Origin of the sequence: Actinoalloteichus hoggarensis (assembly GCF_002234535.1) — a bacterium.
Lineage (GTDB): Bacteria > Actinomycetota > Actinomycetes > Mycobacteriales > Pseudonocardiaceae > Actinoalloteichus_A > Actinoalloteichus_A hoggarensis.
Window position 1 is genome coordinate 4,154,329 of record NZ_CP022521.1, and the last position, 16,000, is coordinate 4,170,328.

Below are 16,000 nucleotides of genomic sequence, written 5' to 3' on the forward strand. Positions count from 1 at the left end.
GCGGCCCGACACCGGCCGCCAACGGGGTGTCGCCGCCGCTGTCGCCACCGGCTGATCCAGGACACCTGACACCCGGAGGTCGCCCGGGCACGGGTCTGGGCGGGCACGGACCGCCGGGCCGCTGCCGCGCGGCCCGCCGATCGGCGAGTCCCGCAGCTCCTCGGCGAGAAATCGATCCCATTCGGCCAATCCGAACACTGAGAGTGATGCCTTCGTTACACTGTCCGGCGTTTCGAGTGGGGGGTGCGACACCATGACAGTGCGCCTGGAGTTCGAGCGTGCGGATCTGCTCAACATCCGCCTGGCCGCGGCGGCGGACCCGATGTGGGAGCTGACCTTCGGCGTTCGCCGACTGCGACCCACGCACGGCGTCGATCCGAGATATGCCCAGTGGCACCACGGTGTGCGTACCCGGTCGGCGGCACAGTCCGTCGCACAGCGGACGCTGGCTATGGCGTGGAACCTCATGTGCCCCGAACAGGACACCGCCGTGCAGACCATGAGCGCCGACCGGCTGAGGACGGGCTGTGCCTTCCTCGCCGAGGCGTCGTCGGGGCCTGCCGCGGCGACGGCCTGCCCGCTGCCCGCCTGGGTCGCCAGGCTCGCCGCCTCCGGGGAAGACCGCCCGCGGCAGTGGACGACCATCGCCCAACGCGCCTACGAGCTGGTGGTTCGGCCGCACTGGACCACGGTCGCCGACCTGGTGAGCGCCGACCGGCTGGCACGGGGGCGGACGATGGTCGACAGAGGCGTGGGCGACCTGCTGGCCGGCCTCCCGGGGGTGATCCGCTGGGACGGCACCGTGTTGGAGCTACGGAGCAGCCGGGACCGCACGGTCCGGCTCGGCGGGGCCGGGTTGACGCTCGTGCCGTCCTACTTCTGTGGCGCGGTTCCCACCCTGGCCACGGGCCCGGAGCGGACCGCGGCGCTGGTCTACCCGGTCGGGTGGCCGGGTCCGATCGGGAGCACTCCGCCGGACGACGATCGACTGGAGGTGCTGTTCGGCCGCACCAGGGCGCGCTGCCTGCGGTTGCTGCGATCACCGCACACCACCAGCATGCTCGCCGCGGCGGCGAGTGTCTCGCTGGGAACGGCGTCGCGACACGCCACCGCGCTCCGCAAGGCAGGCATGATCACCAGCAGCCGCCGAGGCGGTGCGGTGCTGCACCGCGTCACGCCGCTGGGTCTGGCGGTGCTGGCGGGGCGGCATTCCGGCTGAGTCGAGCGCAGGGCCGAGGATCTCGACGGGGCGGCTCGTCGTCGCGGCCGATCGGCGGCGTCGGCTCGCCCGCCCCGTCGCCCGTGACGACCTCGTCCGACGGCCGCCACCGCGGATCGGCGTCTCGACGTCGAGCGGGCCGGAGTCCCGGCCTCACGGCGGCGGCCGCACGGCAGGCTCCGACCTCAGGTCCTTCCGGGTCTGCCCCCTGGCCTGGGCGGACTCGCCGCCCGGCCGTCGCCGCCCGTCATCACGCGGACCCGCCTTCGCCCCGTCGATAATGCTCGGCGATCTCGTCGCTCGTGGTCAGCCAGATGTCCGACTGATCGGCAAGCCACCCCAACGCCTCGTCCAGGTACCGGTGCCGGAACGGCTGGTTGATGACGAAGGGATGCAGCGCCAACGCCATGACCCGGCCGCTGTGCCGCGAATCGGCACGGAGCTGCTCGTACTGGTCCTTGACGATCTGCACGAACTCCGCCCCGCTGGTGTTCCTGCTGAACAGCATGACGTCGTTGAGTTCGACGGAGTACGGCACGCTGAGCAGGTCGCCGACGTTGAGCCGGTAGGGCTGATCGTCGTTGCACCAGTCGAGCACGTATCCCAGGCCGAGCTCGGCGAGAAGGGCCGGTGTCTCGAAGGTCTCCGTCAGCGCGGGTCCCATCCAGCCGCGTGGTCTCGTGCCGGTCGCCTCGGTGATGGTGTCGACGATCTCCGTCAGCTGGGCGCGTTCCTCCTCGCGGCTCATGTCGGCCTGCAGCAGCGAGTTGTTCCGGCCATGAGCCAGCCACGCCCAGCCTCGGTCCCGTCCAGCGGTGATGATCTGCGGATACCGCGCGCAGACGTCGGAGTTGAGCAGCACGCTGGCGCGGATGCCATGCCGGTCCAGGCTCTCGATCGTGCGCCAGACGCCCACTCTGGGGCCGTAGTCGCGCCAGCCGTAGTTGAGGGGATCGGGAGTCAGCCCGGCGGTGCCCGCGAAGATGCTCGTGGACGGCCGGTCGAGCAGATAGTGTTCGACGTTGAGACCCACATAGCAGGCGACCTTCGCGCCGTCGGGCCAGATGATCGGGGGTCTCTCGGTGATCGGGCTGTAGTCGAAGAGCGTGTTCTCCACCGTGGAGTCCTTCCGGTGAGCGGCTGGTTCCTCTCGTACGGCGGAAATGCTCGAACAGTCACATCTATGTGAAGGTCAACCGTCGACGACGTGAGGTGGACCACTCGACATCCGGGCGCCTCCCCCGGCGCATCGGACCACCGGACGAGCGGGTGAGTCGCGGGCGCGGGTGTTCGCGAGGGCGGGACAGGACGAACCCGACGCGGTGCCGCCCGGACGCCTCCCACGGCCCGGAGTCACCGGGTCACCTGCCGAGTGGACTACCCGAGCCGGCCCCGATCGCGACGGGCCGTGTCTGATCGGCGGCGAGCGAGGCGGCAGTCGGAAGGTCGGCGAGGGCGTCCTCCACATGGCAGCCGAGCCCGAGAGGTTCCGTCGCCCCGGCATCCCCTGCGACGGCGGCGATCTCGGCGCGCAGTTCCGGGGACCGCGCGTCGGCGACGGCCCGGCGCAGATGCTCCCGGACCGCGTCCCGGTCGCCCTCGTGGCGGGCGAGTCGAGCCAGGCCGATCTCCGCCTCCGCCCGGCCGCGGGGATGACAGCGCTCCACCGCCACGCGCAGGGCCCGCCGGTAGAACCGGCCCGCCTGAGCCGTGTCCCCGCCCGCGAGGCAGGCCTCCGCCAGCCGGGACCAGGTGTCGACGACCTCGGTCCACAGTCCCAGCTCCTCGGCCATGCGCACGGCCGCGTGGTGCAGCCGAGTCGACCGAGCGCGGTCTCCGCCCTCCTCCGCGACGGACGCGAGGGTCCGGAGCGCCCGCAGCAGGCCCCAGCGGTCGCCGAGGTCCTCGAAGAGCGCGGCGGCCCGCTCCGCATCGGACCGCGCGCACGCCGCACCGTCCTCGGTCCGTCGATCAGCGGCGCGCTCGACCAGTACGGCGGCCTCGGTCCAGCGGTCCCGCTGGGCGCGGGCACCGTCGAGGCTCAGTGTCAACAGCCGACGCCCTCGCTGGTCACGACCGTCGGCAGGCAGCGCCGCTCCGAGGAACCATCGCAGCCGGGCCCGCAGCGCGGGATCCGCGACGGCGGCCGCGGCGTCCCCGAGCTCGGCGTCCCCGAGCTCGGCGGACCCGGACTCGGCGGACCCCGGCCAGTCGGACGGCGGGCACTCGGCCGCAGCGACGGCGGCCACACCGTGGAAGAGCCCCCCGGCCCGAGGCGGCCCGGCGCGCCTTCTCCCGATGGTCTCCGACCCCGGCCTGGACATCCGCAGCTCGACACCGGTGAGCCAGGCCCGCGCCGTCGCCGCGTGAGCCGCGTCCCCGCCGCCGACGGAGAGGGCGTCGCGGAACGAACGGCGCGCCTCCGACAGCCTGCCGCGCAGAACCCAGTACCAGGCCAGCGCGTTGACCAGCCGCAGCGCCTCATCCGCCGCACCACTGCGACAGGCCGTCTCCAACGCCCTGCGGAGGTTCAGCGTCTCGACGTCGAGCCGATCGAGCCCGCGCCGCTGATCGGGACCCCGGAGGCCGCGATCGGCCGCCTCGGCCAGTTCCACGTGAGCACGCACGAACCGCGCCGCCACGGTCTCCTGCTCCCGCGCCTCGGCGAGACGGTCGGCGGCGTAGGCACCCACCGTCTCCAACAACCGGAACCGATCGCCCTCCCGGACGACCAGCGATCGGTGCACCAGACGTGACAGCAGGTCCAGCACCCGGTCGCCCGGCCCGTCCTCGGCGGCACACACGACCTGGGCGATCTCCAGCGTGCCGCCGTCGGCCAGCACGGACAGCCGTCGAAGCACGATCTGCTCCGCCTCGGTCAGCAGCTCCCAGCTCCAGTCGATCATCCCCCGCAACGTCGCCTGCCGTGTCGACCGGCCTCGACCCGAGCCCTCGGGCAGGCCGAATCGATCATCCAGACATCCGACCAGCTGTTCCGGTGCGAGCACCCGCAACCGTGGTGCGAGCAGTTCCAGGGCCAGCGGGATGCCGTCGAGCCGCCGGCAGATCGTCGTCACGGCCGCCAGATTCTCGGAGTTCAGCTCGAAGCCGGGGACCGCGTCGGCGGCACGGGCCACGAACAGCTCGATCGCGCTGGCGCGGACGGCCGTCGCCGGATCGGGCGTCTCCTCGTCCGAGGGCAGATCCAGCGGCGGCACCGCCAGGACCACCTCACCGGGAAGGTCCAGTGTCTCCTGACTGGTCACCAGCACCCGTGCCTCGGGTGCGGCGGCGGACAGCAGGCCGACGAGTTCGGTGACCGGGTCGATCAGATGCTCGCAGTTGTCCAACAGCAGCAGCACCCGCCTGGTCGCCGTCGCCCGGCAGAGCCAGTCCACCAGATCGGCCGGGCACGCCTCGGCGGCCACCGTGTCACAGAGCCCGAGGGCGGCCAGTATCCGGTCGGCGACGTCGTCCACCGTGCTGCGGCAGCCCAACCCCGCCAACTCGACCCGGCAGACCCCGTCGGGGAACGAGTCCCCGAGTCCGGCCGCGGCGGCCAGGGCCAGCCGGGTCTTGCCCACTCCGCCGGGTCCGGTCAACGTCATGATCCGCGGCCCGGAGGCGGCGCTCAATCGGTCTCGCACCGTGCGGACCGCCGCGTCCCGGCCGATGAGCGGCGTCGCCGGAGGCGGCAGGGTGACGCGGCCCGACGCCCTCGGCGTCGTCACGGGCGGCGCCAGGCGCGGCTCCTGCCGCAGCATCGCCTCGTAGATCGCGACCGTCCTCGGCGCGGGTGTCGTCCCCAGCTCCTCGGCAAGCAGCCGCCGCAGCTCGTGGTAGCCGGCCATCGCGTCGTTCTGGCGGCCCGCTCGATACAGGGCCAGCATCTGCGCCGTCCGCAGCCGTTCCCGCAACGGGTGCCTCGCGAGCGTCTCGGCCAGTTCCGCCACGAGCACGTCGTGTTCACCGAGCTCCAGCCGTGCCTCGGCCAGGTCCTCCAGCATCGTCAGCCGCAGCTCGGTCAGCCGGGTGATCTCCGGCCGAGCGAACGGGGCGTCGGCGACGTCCGCGTAGGGCTCCCCCCGCCACAGCGCCGCCGCCTCGCCGAGCAGCGCCGCCCGCCGCCCGACGTCCTCGGCGCGGCGAGCACGGTCGAGCAGCCGTTCGAAGTCGGCCGCGTCCACGGTCTCGTCGGCGGCGGCCAGCCGGTAGCCCGCCGACTCGAGGACGACGCCCGTTCTGCCCACGGCCCGCCGGAGCACGGAGACCTTCGTCTGGAGCGCGTTGCGCGGCCGGTCGGGCGGCGCACCCGCCCAGAGGTCCTCGATGAGGCGATCGACCGACACCGGACCGCCCCGATGCACCAACAGGTTCGCCAGCAGGGCGCGGACCTTCGCCTCGCCGACCCTGACCGCCCGCCCGTCGGCATCCCAGACGGCCACCGGGCCCAGCACCCCGAACCGCATGCCCGTCAGCGTAGCCACAGCGAACCGTCAGCGGCTCGTGCGTGCCTGCCGACAGGCTGCGGGCGACCTGTCCGAGGGCGGACGACCGCCCATGGTGAATGGAGCCTCATGAGCACCCCGATCGCGCACCGAGCAGGCCCGAGACAGTGGGCGGGGCTCGCGATCCTGGCGCTGCCCACCATGCTGCTCGGCCTGGACGTCACGGTGCTGTACCTGGCACTGCCCGCGCTGGCCGCCGATCTGCGTCCCGACGGCACCGAGACGCTGTGGATCATGGACTCCTACGGCTTCCTCATCGCCGGCTTCCTGATCAGCATGGGGACCCTGGGCGACCGGATCGGCAGGCGCAGACTGCTGATGATCGGGGCCGTCGCCTTCGGGCTCGTCTCGATCCTCGCCGCGTATGCCACCGGCCCGTTGATGCTCATCGCGGCACGGGCGGCGTTGGGCGTCGCCGGAGCCACGCTGATGCCCTCCACGCTGTCGCTGATCAGCACCATGTTCCTCGACGCGCGGCAGCGTGCGGTGGCGATCGGCGTCTGGGCGACCATGTTCGCGCTGGGCATGGCGGCGGGCCCGGTGGTCGGCGGCATCCTGCTGGACCACTTCTGGTGGGGATCGGCCTTCCTGGTGGCCGTGCCGATCATCGTCGTGCTGCTGGTGTCGGGCCCACTGCTGCTGCCGGAGTACCGCGATCCGCGGGCAGGCCGATTCGACCTGCTCAGCGGCGCGCTCTCGCTGGCCGCGATCCTGCCCGTGGTCTACGGCGTCAAGCACGCCGCCGCCGACGGGTTCGATCTCGTCACGGTCGTCGTCCCCGCGATCGGCATCGGCTTCGGCGTGCTGTTCGTCCGACGGCAGCGCACTCTGGCGGACCCGCTGTTGGACCTGACCCTGTTCACCAGCCGAGGAGTCGGCGCCGCGCTGAGCGTCCTGCTCGTCGGCCTGATGGGCGTCGGCGGCGTGATGTACCTGGTGACGCAGTATCTCCAGTTCGTCGACGGCCTCAGCCCCTTCGAGGCCGGACTGTGGATGGGCCCGCCCGCGCTCGCGATGTTCGTGGCGGCGATCGCCGCACCGCTGCTCGCGCGCCGAATCCGGCCGGGGCTCATCGTCGCCGCGACGCTGGCTGCCGCCACCGTGGGATACCTGCTGTTGACGCAGGTGGAGGCCGCCGGGAGCCGCGGGCTGGTGGTGACGGGATTCGCGCTGGTGTACCTCGGGCTGGGCGCCATCGCCGCGCTGGGCACCGATCTCGTGGTGGGGTCCGCCCCACCGGCCAAGTCCGGGTCGGCCGCCGCGATGTCGGAGACGGTGCAGGAACTCGGCGTGGCGGCGGGCGTCGCGATCCTGGGCAGCCTGACCGCCGTGGTCTACCGCGACCGGGTCGCCGACCAGCTTCCCTCAGACCTGCCCGCCGGGGTGGCGGCGACGGCGGGCGACAGTCTGGCGGGGGCCGTCTCGGTGGCGGGAGCCCTGCCCGAGGAGGCGTTGCAGGGGGCCGCCGCCGCGTTCACCGCCGGGATGAACACCGCCGCGCTCGTCGCGGGCGCGGCGATCCTGGCCTTGGCGATCGTCTCCGCCACCGTCCTGCGTCACGTCGGGACGATCGGCAGCGAGGGCTACGAGGAGACCGGACAGCCGGAACGGGCGGCGAGCTGAACCGACGCGGGCGACGGGAGCCGCCGGAGTCGGACCGGCTCCCGTTCGCGGCGACGCCCCGGCCGGGCCAGGACGGGCGGTGCGCCCCGACGGCGGCACGCACCGCCCTCCGTGTGCGGTCGCGGCGACGAGACGAGTCCCGCCGTGGCGGGCGGCCCGTCGCCGGGCCGCCGCGCGCGACGGCGTCATGGTGGACCTGGCGACGGCCGGCCCGTTCTCCTCCCGGCAGCGTCACGCGGGAGTCGCCGAGGCCTCCGGGTGCGTCGCCGCGCACCACCGGGGGCCAGGCGGTGGTCGGGCACCGCCGAGCCGTCAGGCGGCCGCGGCCGAGGAGGGCGGCCTGCGGACCTCGCGGATCTTCGTTCCTCTCGGAGGACCAGACGAGTCTCGCCCTGCACCACCGGGCGGGTCTCCGTGCCCTCGCGGTCCGGGAGCCGATCGCCTGCCACCACGACGTCCGGCGCGACACGGACTTGTCGAAACGACGCCGCGCCGCCGACCCGCTGCCGAACACGGCCCGGCCGAGCACGGAGTCGAACCAGGCACCGGTCGGGTCTCCGACGCCGCTCCGGTGATCGGGCCGTCCCCGTCGCGGCCGAGAGCGCGTGCCGTCGGCGGCTCAGCCGCGCAACGCGGCGTCCAGCTCGGCGAGCAGCCTCGCCTTGGGCCGCGCCCCGACGAAGGCCCGCACGGGCGCCCCGTCGACGAAGAGCAGCAGCGTCGGCAACGACATCACCTGGTAGGTGCGCCCCATCACGGGGTTCTCGTCGTGGTCGATCTTGCGGATGACGAGCGAGTCGGCACGTTCTCGGGCGATATCGGCCAGTATCGGGGCGATCATGCGACACGGCGGGCACCAGGTGGCCCAGAAGTCCACCAGGACGGGCTTGTCCTGTCGAAGGACCTCGGTCTCGAACGTCGCGTCGGTCACCATCGACACGGTTCCGCTCAGTTCTGTCGACGACATCACGTCTCCTTCGTCTCGGCTGGGTGGAATGCCGAGGGATCGACCTGGCACGGATCGGTGACCCGGCAGGGATCGGGCTGCCGGGCCAGCGCGGCGTCCAGCTTGGTCAGCAGTCCCGACCGCACCGCTTCGAGCCGCTCCAGGCAGGCGTCCACCTCGGCGAGCTTGCGTTGATACACCTCGATCGAATCGGCGCAGGCGTCTCCGGCCTCGTGACCGGCACGCAGGCACGCGACGAACGGTCTGGTCTCGTCCAGGCTGAGTCCGACGGCCTGGAGGGTGAGGATCTCGTCGAGCAGGCGCGCGTCCTCCTCGCCGTACTCCCGGTAGCCGTTGGCCGCCCGCGGCGCGGCCAGCAGGCCCTGCGACTCGTAGAAGCGCAGCGCACGTGTCGTCGTTCCGGCCCGCCTGGCCAGTTCGCCGATTCTCATGAGAGCGACGGTAAGGCTTGACGTTGGCGTCAAGGCAAGCGATGGCGCGTGCGCCGCGGCCGCTCGCGACTCGGCGCCCACCGCGCTCGGCGGCACGGCGACACGGCGGGGACATCCCGACCACCCGGCCCGGCGGCGCCGCCGGGCAGCCCGTGATCGGCACGACGACGCACCCGTCGACGAGGGGAGCGGCCCTGCGGCACCCGGATACGCCCGACGAGCGCCGAGCCGACGGTCCTCCGCCCGCGATCACCCGGTCGCCGCCGCGCCGACTCTGCTAGCGTGGCCGTCGTGAAGCGCGCTGGTCTGACGACGACGCCGGAGACCGTCCCGGCGCGCTGAGTTCATCGACTTGATCGCGAAGCCCCGGGGTGGGTGCCCCGGGGCTTCGCGCTGTGGTCATCCGCCTCGCCTGAGTTGAGGAGACCACGATGCATGATCACCGCAGGCTCGGACGGGAACTGCGCCTGTTCGACACCGACCCCCTGATCGGTGCGGGACTGCCCTACTGGCTGCCCGACGGGGCGGTCGTCCGGCACGAGCTGGAGGAGTACGTCCGCGACGCGGAGCGGCGCGCGGGATATCAGCACGTCTACTCGCCGGTGCTGGGCAAACGCGAGCTGTACGAGATCTCCGGGCACTGGTCGCACTACCGCGAGGACATGTTCCCGCCGATGAACCTCGGCGACGACCAGCTGGTGCTGCGCCCGAGTCTGTGTCCGCATCATGCGCTGATCTACCGTTCCCGAGCGCGCAGCCACCGGGAGCTGCCGGTGCGGATCGCCGAGCTGGGCGGCATGTACCGCGCCGAGCTGTCCGGAGTGCTCGGCGGACTGACCCGGGTGCGAGCCATCCAGCTGAACGACGCGCATGTCTTCTGCGCCCCCGACCAGGTCGCCGAGGAGGCACAGGCGGCCCTGGCGATGATCATCAGGGCCGGGCGGGACCTCGGTATCCGACCTGCCCGCTACCGGCTCTCGCTGCCCGGCCCGGGGGCCAAGTACGTCGCCGACCCCCGGCTGTGGCAGCGGGCGTCAGCCATGCTCACCGAGGTGCTGGACGCCGCCGGGCTCGACTACGAGGCCGCCGAGGGCGAGGCGGCGTTCTACGGCCCGAAGATCGACGTCCAGGTCGTCGACGGCGCGGGTCGGGAGGCCACCCTGTCCACCGTGCAGGTCGACCTCCACCAGCCGCGGCGGTTCGATCTGCGTTATACCGGCCCCGACGGCGCGCGCCATCGACCCGTCATGATCCACCGCAGCGTCCTCGGCAGCATCGAGCGGGTGGTCGCCCAGCTCATCGAGCTGCACGGCGGCGCGTTCCCGACCTGGCTGGCGCCCACCCAGGTCGTCGTCCTGCCCATCTCGGACGCGGAGCTGCCGCACGCCGAGGCCGTGGTCCGACGCTGCACCGAGGCGGGGCTGCGTGCTCGGATCGCCGATCCCTCGCGCGGCAGTCTCGGGGCCCGTGTCCGCGCCGACCGGCTGGTGCCGTACCAAGCCGTGCTCGGAGCCAGGGAGGCCGAGGCCGGACTGGTGTCGCTGCGCCTGCGGGACGGGCGGCGGGTCGACGCCCTGCCCGCTGCCGAGGCGGTGAGCCGGATCCGCGCGAACGCCGTGTCTCGACGCGCCGAGCTGTGGACACAGGAGTCGGGGGTCTGAGTCGACGTCGACGGCGGCCCGGTGCGCGCGCCGCCGCCGGGGCGCCCGAGGCGTGTTCCACGGGCGGAGACGACGGATTCCGCCTTCTCGATATCCGGTCGTCCCCGGTCGGTCCGGCCGATAGAGTGGACCGCACCAGCGGCACGATGCGCGGGGGAGGGACCGATGTCCCGTCGCCATCTCACGACCGCCATCCCGTACGTGAACGCCCGCCCGCATCTCCGCTTCGCGATGGAGCTGGTGCAGGCGGACGTGACGGCCCGCCACTGGCGGCATCGGGACACGAGGTCCGCTTCTCCTCCGACACCGACGACGATTCCTTGAGCAACGCCATCGCGGCCGAGGCCGCCGGCATGTCGACCCGTGACCTCGTGGATCGCGGTTCCACGCCGTCTACCGGCCCGCCATGCTGATCTCGGCGCCGAGCCGCCCGTCAGCCGGTTCCCAGCAGGCAGAACTCGTTGCCCTCCGGGTCGGCGAGCACGGTCCAGGTGACGTCCGGACCCTGTCCCACGTCCACCCGTCGGGCTCCCAGGTCCAGCAGGCGCGCGAGCTCGACCTCGGCGGAGACCCCGTCAGCACGCAGGTCCAGGTGCAACCGGTTCTTCTGGGTCTTGGTACCCGCGGGCGGAAAGATGGCGATTCGCGACTCGGTCTCGCCGGGGGGCGCGATGCCCACTCCTCCCTCGACATCCTCCGCGACCTCCCAGCCGAGGACGCGACACCAGAAGTCGGCCAGCGCCTTCGGATCGGTCGCATCGATCGAGAGCGCCTCGATTCTACTCGTCATGGCCGGACCTTAACCCGCTCGTATTCGGGATGCCCACCGGTTTTCGCCCGGCCGTCGACGTCCCCACCCGGCGGGGTCACGGCCGGTGTCCCAAGAGGACGGCGATGGCCTCCGCGGACCACGCGGGGCGCGCTGCGGGCTTAACGCCGACGTGACGCGGGCGTGCCCGCTCTCTCGACCCGGCCGCGCCGTTCACGGCGACACCCTCCGCGGCGACACTGTTCCACGGCGACGCCCTTCGCGACGACACCGCTCGGCACGACACCGCTCGCGGCGGCACCGACGGCCGCATCGAGACTCCCGCGCCGCCGTGCGAGGCCGGCTGCCTGCGACGGCACGGGGCCCGCACCACCGCGGTGATGCGGGCCCCGATCATGCGGTCGGCAGGCCGATCAGCCCGACACGCCGCTCAGCTCGTTCGGCGCGGCGTCCAGGGACGCGGTGGCGGTCGTCGTCCCGGTCGCCAGGTCGACGGCGTGGATCTCGTTGCCGCTCGGGTCGCTGACATAGGCGACGTCATCACGGACGAAGATCGCAGGCCGCGGCTCCTGCCACTCCAACGGCTCCTCCCAGGAGTCGATGACCGGGATGGTCTCGGTGACCTCGGCGGTCTCCGGGTCGATCACGTGGATCCGACCGTCGGTGCCCAGCACCAGTGCCTCACCCGCCGGGCCCCTGGCCAGCGAGCGGAAGGTGTAGCTGGTGTCGAGGTCGACGAGCGTGATCGTCGCGGCCTCGGTGTCGATCAGGGACACCTGGGTGGGCCGCTCCAGCTCGGCCTCGGCGTCCTGCTTGTAGTCGCCCAGGGTGATCGGCGAGATCTCCGAACCCGCCTGGTTGCCGATCCGCCCGTACTCGGTGGGGCTGTCGACCTTGGTGATGGCGCCGTCCCGATAGATGAGCACCCCGGTCTCGCAGCCGATGACCACGGCCTCGTCCTGCGCGGCCGCCTCGCCGTGCACACCGGGGCAGTCCTCGTTGCGGGCGATCTCGGCGCCGTCGGCGTCGAGCACCACCATGCCCGGCCGCTCGTCCTCGTTGCCGATCGTCGTGACGAGGGACCCGTCGGACAGTTCGACGGCCACGCCGTGGTGTGCCTCCGGCGTCGTGTACTGCTCGGTCTCCGGCAGCTCGACGCCCAGCGCGTTCGAGTCGAAGATCGTCACTTCGCCGGTGCCGTCGGCGAACAGGACGGTCTTCCCGTCGTGTCGCACGACGTGTCCCGCCTTCTCCGCCGGGAACTCCAGCTCGGTCAGGGCGGGCGCCGCCGCGTCCAGGACGCGGAAGCCGGTGGAGGTCGACACGAGCAGATGCCGGTCGTCGCCCGCGGGATTGAGACGGTTGAAGCCGTCGAGCGGGATGTCCTCGGCGAGGTCGAGCGTCTGCCCGTCGAGCACGTAGATCCCGCCGTCGTAGGTGGCGGCGATCGGGTCGGTCACCGTGGCGGGCGGCAGCTCGGCCGACGCGGCGGTCGACTCGGACGCGGCGCCCGAAGCGGCCGTGTCCGAGTCGGCGGTGCCGCAGGCGCTCAGCGTGAGGGCGGCGACGGCGGCGGCCGACATCGCGACGCCCCGACGGGACAGGAATGGCGAGTTCGCCATGGGCGGTACCTTCTGTTCTTCTCGATTGATCGTCGGAGGCCGACTGCGCTCCGACGATCGCGGGTGATCAGTGACGTTCGGGGGCGAGACGCGCGCCTCAGTACTCGCCGAGCAGGCCTGCGGTGATGTCGTCGGTATTGCTGCGCATCATCTCCAGGTAGGTGGCCGCGCCCTCGCCCTCAGCGCTGAGGGACTCCGAGAACAACGGGACGACCGCGACGTCGATCCCGGCCTGATCAGCCAAAACCTGGGCGAGCCGGTCCGGTTGGGAGGAGTCCGCGAAGATCGCGGGAACTCCGGCGGCGCGAACGGTGTCGGCGAGCGACTGCAGATCCGAGGCGCTCGGCGAGGCCAGCGTCGTTCCGCTGGGAATCACCGCGCCGACGACCTCGAAGTCGAAGCGGTCGGCCAGATAGCCGAACACGTGGTGATTCGTCACCAGTCGACGGTTCTCCGCCGGAATACGCTCGAAGGCCGCGCTCATCTCGGTGTCGAGCTCGTCGATCTCGGCGCGGTACCGTTCGGCGTTCTGCCGGACGGCACCCTCGTCCACGCCGTCGACGTGGGCGATCACCTCGGCGGCGATCAGGTCGACCGCGTCGGCGACACGGCGCGGATCGGTCCAGAAATGCGGATCGGGGGCGCCCGCCGAGTCGTCGGAGGTGTAGTCCATCGGATCGACCCGCTCGCCGACGGCCAGCGTCGGGACGTCCGCCTCCTCGGCGGCCGCGATGTTGCGCAGGACGCCCTCCTCCAGCCCGAGACCGTTGTAGACGATCAGTCCGGCACCTTCGATCTCGGCGGCCTGGCGTGCGGAGATTCCGAACGAGTGCGGGTCGGCGTCCGGCTCCATCAGCACCGTCACGCCGACCTCGTCGCCGACGACGTTCTTGGTGACGTCGCCGAGGATGTTCGTGGTCACCACGATCGACGCCTGCGGACCGTCCGGCTCCGCGCACGCCGAGGCGAGCAGGAGGATCGCGGCGGCGCCGGCCGCGAGCGCCGTGCGCAGGCCACGTCGCCGGGCGCGGATGACGGGGATTCGCGTCATCGTCCGGTCTCCACCATGTGATCGGCCCGACCGTCGACGGCGAAGGTCCTGGCGAGCCGGAGGTCGTCGCCGTAGTCGATCTCGTGGATCTCCCCCGCGGGCGGGTCGTTGACGTAGGCCCGTGTGGTGTCGACCTGGATCACCGGAGCGGGCTCTCCCGCGGCGGACTCGGCGGGCAGCAGTGCCGACCGGGCGGTCTCCTCACCGGTCACCGCGTCGAGCGCGTGGAGGACGCCGTCATCGGTGAGCGTCAGCACCGGGGCGCCCTCGCCGACCGCGTTCACCGCGACGACAGGGCCGGTCGGAAGCAGCCGCCACTCCCGCTCCGTGATATCGAGGACCCACACTCCCTCGTCCCCGGCCGCGCTCACGAGCGTGGTGCTGAGCGGCCGGTGGTGGAACTCCACCGCCCGCTCGTCCGCCGGGACCTCTCCCGGATACGGGATCTTCTCGCCTTCGAAGACGTCGCCGTCCTCGGTCACCAGCAGCGCGCCGTCCGCGCAGCCGAAGACCACGCCACGACGGGTGGTCGCCTGGCCGAGCAGATCGGGGCAGGGCTCCTCGATCCGCGAGACGAGGGCGCCGTCGCGGCCGCGGACCTCGACGCCGTCGGCGCTGCCCGCGCCGGGCTCGGCCGCCGAGACCAGGAGGTGTTCTCGGTAGGCCACCGCCGCGGCGGGATGGGACTCACGGCTGATCGGCTCGTGCCGGTCGATGGTGCCCTCGTCGAGCCGGGCACGGTCGAGCAGTTCGGCGGTGCCGTCGGCGAAGGAGACCGCCGCGACGACCTGATCACTGGAGACGTTGGTCGGCTCCGAACCGGTGATCGGCCCGACGGCGCGCGCCTCGGCACGGTAGTAGTGCACATGGTCGCCGTGGTCGACCATCCAGGAGCCGCTGTCCACGACGTGCACCGAGTCGTCGCCCGCGAGGTAGCCGAAGCGGCCGTCGCCGAGGATGCCGTGGACCCCGTCGACGCGGCCGACGTCGACGGTCTCCTCGGTGATGAGGTCGACGACACGGACGGCTCCGGTCTCCTCGTCGGCGACGATCAGTCGGGACTGGGCCTCGGCGGTCTCCTCGGCCCCTTCGACATAGCCGTGCGGCATCTCCTGCGCGGTGTCGGTGCCTCCGTCGTCGGTGGCGACGTCGTCGGCGGGTGCGCCGCAGGCCGTGATCACGACTGCTGACGCGATCACGACGGCGGCCCGGACCATGACGGGGTTGTCTCTGGATTTCACGATGCGTACTCGATCTCCTCGTCGTGGTGGACGGTGGACGATGGGGCGTCCCGACGCACGAGGCGCACAAGGCCGCGGACGAGCGCCGAGAGGAAGAAGAACGCGACGGCGACGGCGGCGATGCTCGCGCCCGCCGCGGTCGCGAGATGCCACGAGACGAGCAGGCCGATCGCCGTCGAGGCGCTGCCGAGCAGCGCGGCGCCGAGCATGATCATCGGGATGCGGCCGGCCCAGAGCGTGGCGGTCGCGGCGGGCGCGATGAGCAGGCCGAAGACGAGCAGCGTCCCGACCACGTGGAACGACGCGACGATCGCGAGCGTCACCAGGGCGAGCAGCAGCCCGTCGGCGAGGTCGGGACGCAGGCCGAGGGTGTGCGCCTTGCGGCGGTCGAAGGCGAGCGCGACGAAGGAGCGGTATCCCAGCCACGAGGCGACGATCGTGATCGCCAGTGCGATGCCGAGGCCCAGGAGATCGCCGGCGCGCACGCCGAGGACGTCGCCGAAGAGGAAGGCGGTGAGATCCACCGCGAAGGACTGCGAGTGCGAGACGATGATGACGCCGGTCGCGAGCATCCCCACGAACAGCAGCCCGATGGTGGTGTCCTGGGAGAGCCTGCGAGATCTGCTGAGCGCCGTGACGCCGAGGGCCATGACGCCCGCGCTGAGGGCGGCGCCGACGAGCAGGTTACCGCCGAGCAGCGATGAGATCGCGACGCCGGGCAGCATCCCGTGGGACATCGCGTCGCCGAGGAAGGCCATGCCGCGCAGCACCACCCAGGTGCCGACCAGGGCGCAGATCAGCGACACGAGGATGCCCGCCGCCAGCGCACGCTGCACGAAGGACACCTCGAACGGGAGCAGTAACCAGTCCACGCCGGGGACTCTATAGTGACAACGATTCTCATTGTC

The 16,000-nt window shown here is 72.2% G+C and carries 13 protein-coding genes; 4 read left to right on the top strand and 9 right to left on the bottom strand.

Features of this window, described 5'->3' with window-relative positions; translation table 11 throughout:
* Positions 1-253 precede the first annotated feature (253 nt).
* Complete coding sequence (locus AHOG_RS17780; RefSeq protein ID WP_157736892.1) at positions 254-1,219, top strand: ArsR/SmtB family transcription factor; 966 nt, start codon at positions 254-256, stop codon at positions 1,217-1,219.
* A gap of 250 nt (positions 1,220-1,469) precedes the next feature.
* Here the strand turns inward: AHOG_RS17780 and AHOG_RS17785 are convergent, their stop codons facing one another.
* The gene (locus tag AHOG_RS17785; RefSeq protein ID WP_093942366.1) at positions 1,470-2,336 is read right to left on the bottom strand and encodes a polysaccharide deacetylase family protein; all 867 of its coding nucleotides are present in this window, start codon (positions 2,334-2,336) and stop codon (positions 1,470-1,472) included.
* A gap of 244 nt (positions 2,337-2,580) precedes the next feature.
* Positions 2,581-5,688, bottom strand: coding sequence for an ATP-binding protein (locus tag AHOG_RS17790; RefSeq protein ID WP_093942367.1), 3,108 nt, complete (start codon positions 5,686-5,688; stop codon positions 2,581-2,583).
* A gap of 108 nt (positions 5,689-5,796) precedes the next feature.
* Here AHOG_RS17790 and AHOG_RS17795 point away from each other — a divergent pair, with 108 nt between their 5' ends.
* Complete coding sequence (locus AHOG_RS17795; protein ID WP_093942368.1) at positions 5,797-7,350, top strand: MFS transporter; 1,554 nt, start codon at positions 5,797-5,799, stop codon at positions 7,348-7,350.
* 619 nt (positions 7,351-7,969) lie between these two features.
* Here AHOG_RS17795 and trxA read toward each other — a convergent pair.
* On the bottom strand, positions 7,970-8,317 hold the full coding sequence (gene trxA, locus AHOG_RS17800) for a thioredoxin (RefSeq protein ID WP_093942369.1): 348 nt from the start codon (positions 8,315-8,317) through the stop codon (positions 7,970-7,972).
* Complete coding sequence (locus tag AHOG_RS17805; protein WP_093942370.1) at positions 8,317-8,748, bottom strand: MerR family transcriptional regulator; 432 nt, start codon at positions 8,746-8,748, stop codon at positions 8,317-8,319. Before AHOG_RS17805 ends, trxA begins: the two co-directional genes overlap by 1 nt.
* A 431-nt stretch (positions 8,749-9,179) precedes the next feature.
* On the opposite strand from AHOG_RS17805, the gene thrS reads away from it, so the two are divergent.
* Both thrS and AHOG_RS30020 read left to right on the top strand, forming a co-directional pair.
* Positions 9,180-10,409: a threonine--tRNA ligase gene (gene thrS / locus AHOG_RS17810; protein WP_093942371.1), complete on the top strand. Its 1,230-nt coding sequence runs from the start codon at positions 9,180-9,182 to the stop codon at positions 10,407-10,409.
* A gap of 165 nt (positions 10,410-10,574) precedes the next feature.
* Positions 10,575-10,733 carry a class I tRNA ligase family protein gene (locus AHOG_RS30020; RefSeq protein WP_245856289.1) on the top strand — a complete coding sequence of 53 codons (159 nt, stop codon included), beginning with the start codon at positions 10,575-10,577 and terminating at the stop codon, positions 10,731-10,733.
* A gap of 109 nt (positions 10,734-10,842) precedes the next feature.
* On the opposite strand, the gene AHOG_RS17820 is transcribed toward AHOG_RS30020, so the two are convergent.
* The 5 genes from AHOG_RS17820 to aztB all read right to left on the bottom strand — a co-directional run bounded on the left by AHOG_RS17820 (position 10,843) and on the right by aztB (position 15,964).
* Complete coding sequence (locus tag AHOG_RS17820) at positions 10,843-11,199, bottom strand: VOC family protein (RefSeq protein ID WP_093942372.1); 357 nt, start codon at positions 11,197-11,199, stop codon at positions 10,843-10,845.
* Between the two features lie 392 nt (positions 11,200-11,591).
* The gene (gene aztD, locus AHOG_RS17825; RefSeq protein ID WP_093942373.1) at positions 11,592-12,800 is read right to left on the bottom strand and encodes a zinc metallochaperone AztD; all 1,209 of its coding nucleotides are present in this window, start codon (positions 12,798-12,800) and stop codon (positions 11,592-11,594) included.
* Positions 12,801-12,897: 97 nt separating this feature from the next.
* A complete protein-coding gene (gene aztC / locus AHOG_RS17830; RefSeq protein ID WP_093942374.1) occupies positions 12,898-13,851 on the bottom strand; it encodes a zinc ABC transporter substrate-binding protein AztC in 954 nt (317 codons plus the stop codon).
* Positions 13,848-15,092, bottom strand: coding sequence for a hypothetical protein (locus tag AHOG_RS17835; protein ID WP_245856290.1), 1,245 nt, complete (start codon positions 15,090-15,092; stop codon positions 13,848-13,850). The genes aztC and AHOG_RS17835 overlap by 4 nt, the downstream gene beginning before the upstream one ends.
* Entirely contained in the window at positions 15,089-15,964 is an 876-nt protein-coding gene (gene aztB / locus AHOG_RS17840; protein ID WP_093942376.1) for a zinc ABC transporter permease AztB, read from the bottom strand. Before aztB ends, AHOG_RS17835 begins: the two co-directional genes overlap by 4 nt.
* Between the last annotated feature and the right edge of the window lie 36 nt (positions 15,965-16,000).

Coding starts and splice junctions, on each gene's coding strand:
- AHOG_RS17795 (WP_093942368.1), top strand. CDS start 5,797: ATGAGCACCCCGATCGCGCACCGAGCAGGCCCGAGACAGTGGGCGGGG.
- AHOG_RS17805 (WP_093942370.1), bottom strand. CDS start 8,748: ATGAGAATCGGCGAACTGGCCAGGCGGGCCGGAACGACGACACGTGCG.
- aztC (WP_093942374.1), bottom strand. CDS start 13,851: ATGACGCGAATCCCCGTCATCCGCGCCCGGCGACGTGGCCTGCGCACG.
- AHOG_RS30020 (WP_245856289.1), top strand. CDS start 10,575: ATGTCCCGTCGCCATCTCACGACCGCCATCCCGTACGTGAACGCCCGC.
- thrS (WP_093942371.1), top strand. CDS start 9,180: ATGCATGATCACCGCAGGCTCGGACGGGAACTGCGCCTGTTCGACACC.
- AHOG_RS17820 (WP_093942372.1), bottom strand. CDS start 11,199: ATGACGAGTAGAATCGAGGCGCTCTCGATCGATGCGACCGATCCGAAG.
- AHOG_RS17790 (WP_093942367.1), bottom strand. CDS start 5,688: ATGCGGTTCGGGGTGCTGGGCCCGGTGGCCGTCTGGGATGCCGACGGG.
- aztD (WP_093942373.1), bottom strand. CDS start 12,800: ATGGCGAACTCGCCATTCCTGTCCCGTCGGGGCGTCGCGATGTCGGCC.
- trxA (WP_093942369.1), bottom strand. CDS start 8,317: ATGTCGTCGACAGAACTGAGCGGAACCGTGTCGATGGTGACCGACGCG.
- AHOG_RS17780 (WP_157736892.1), top strand. CDS start 254: ATGACAGTGCGCCTGGAGTTCGAGCGTGCGGATCTGCTCAACATCCGC.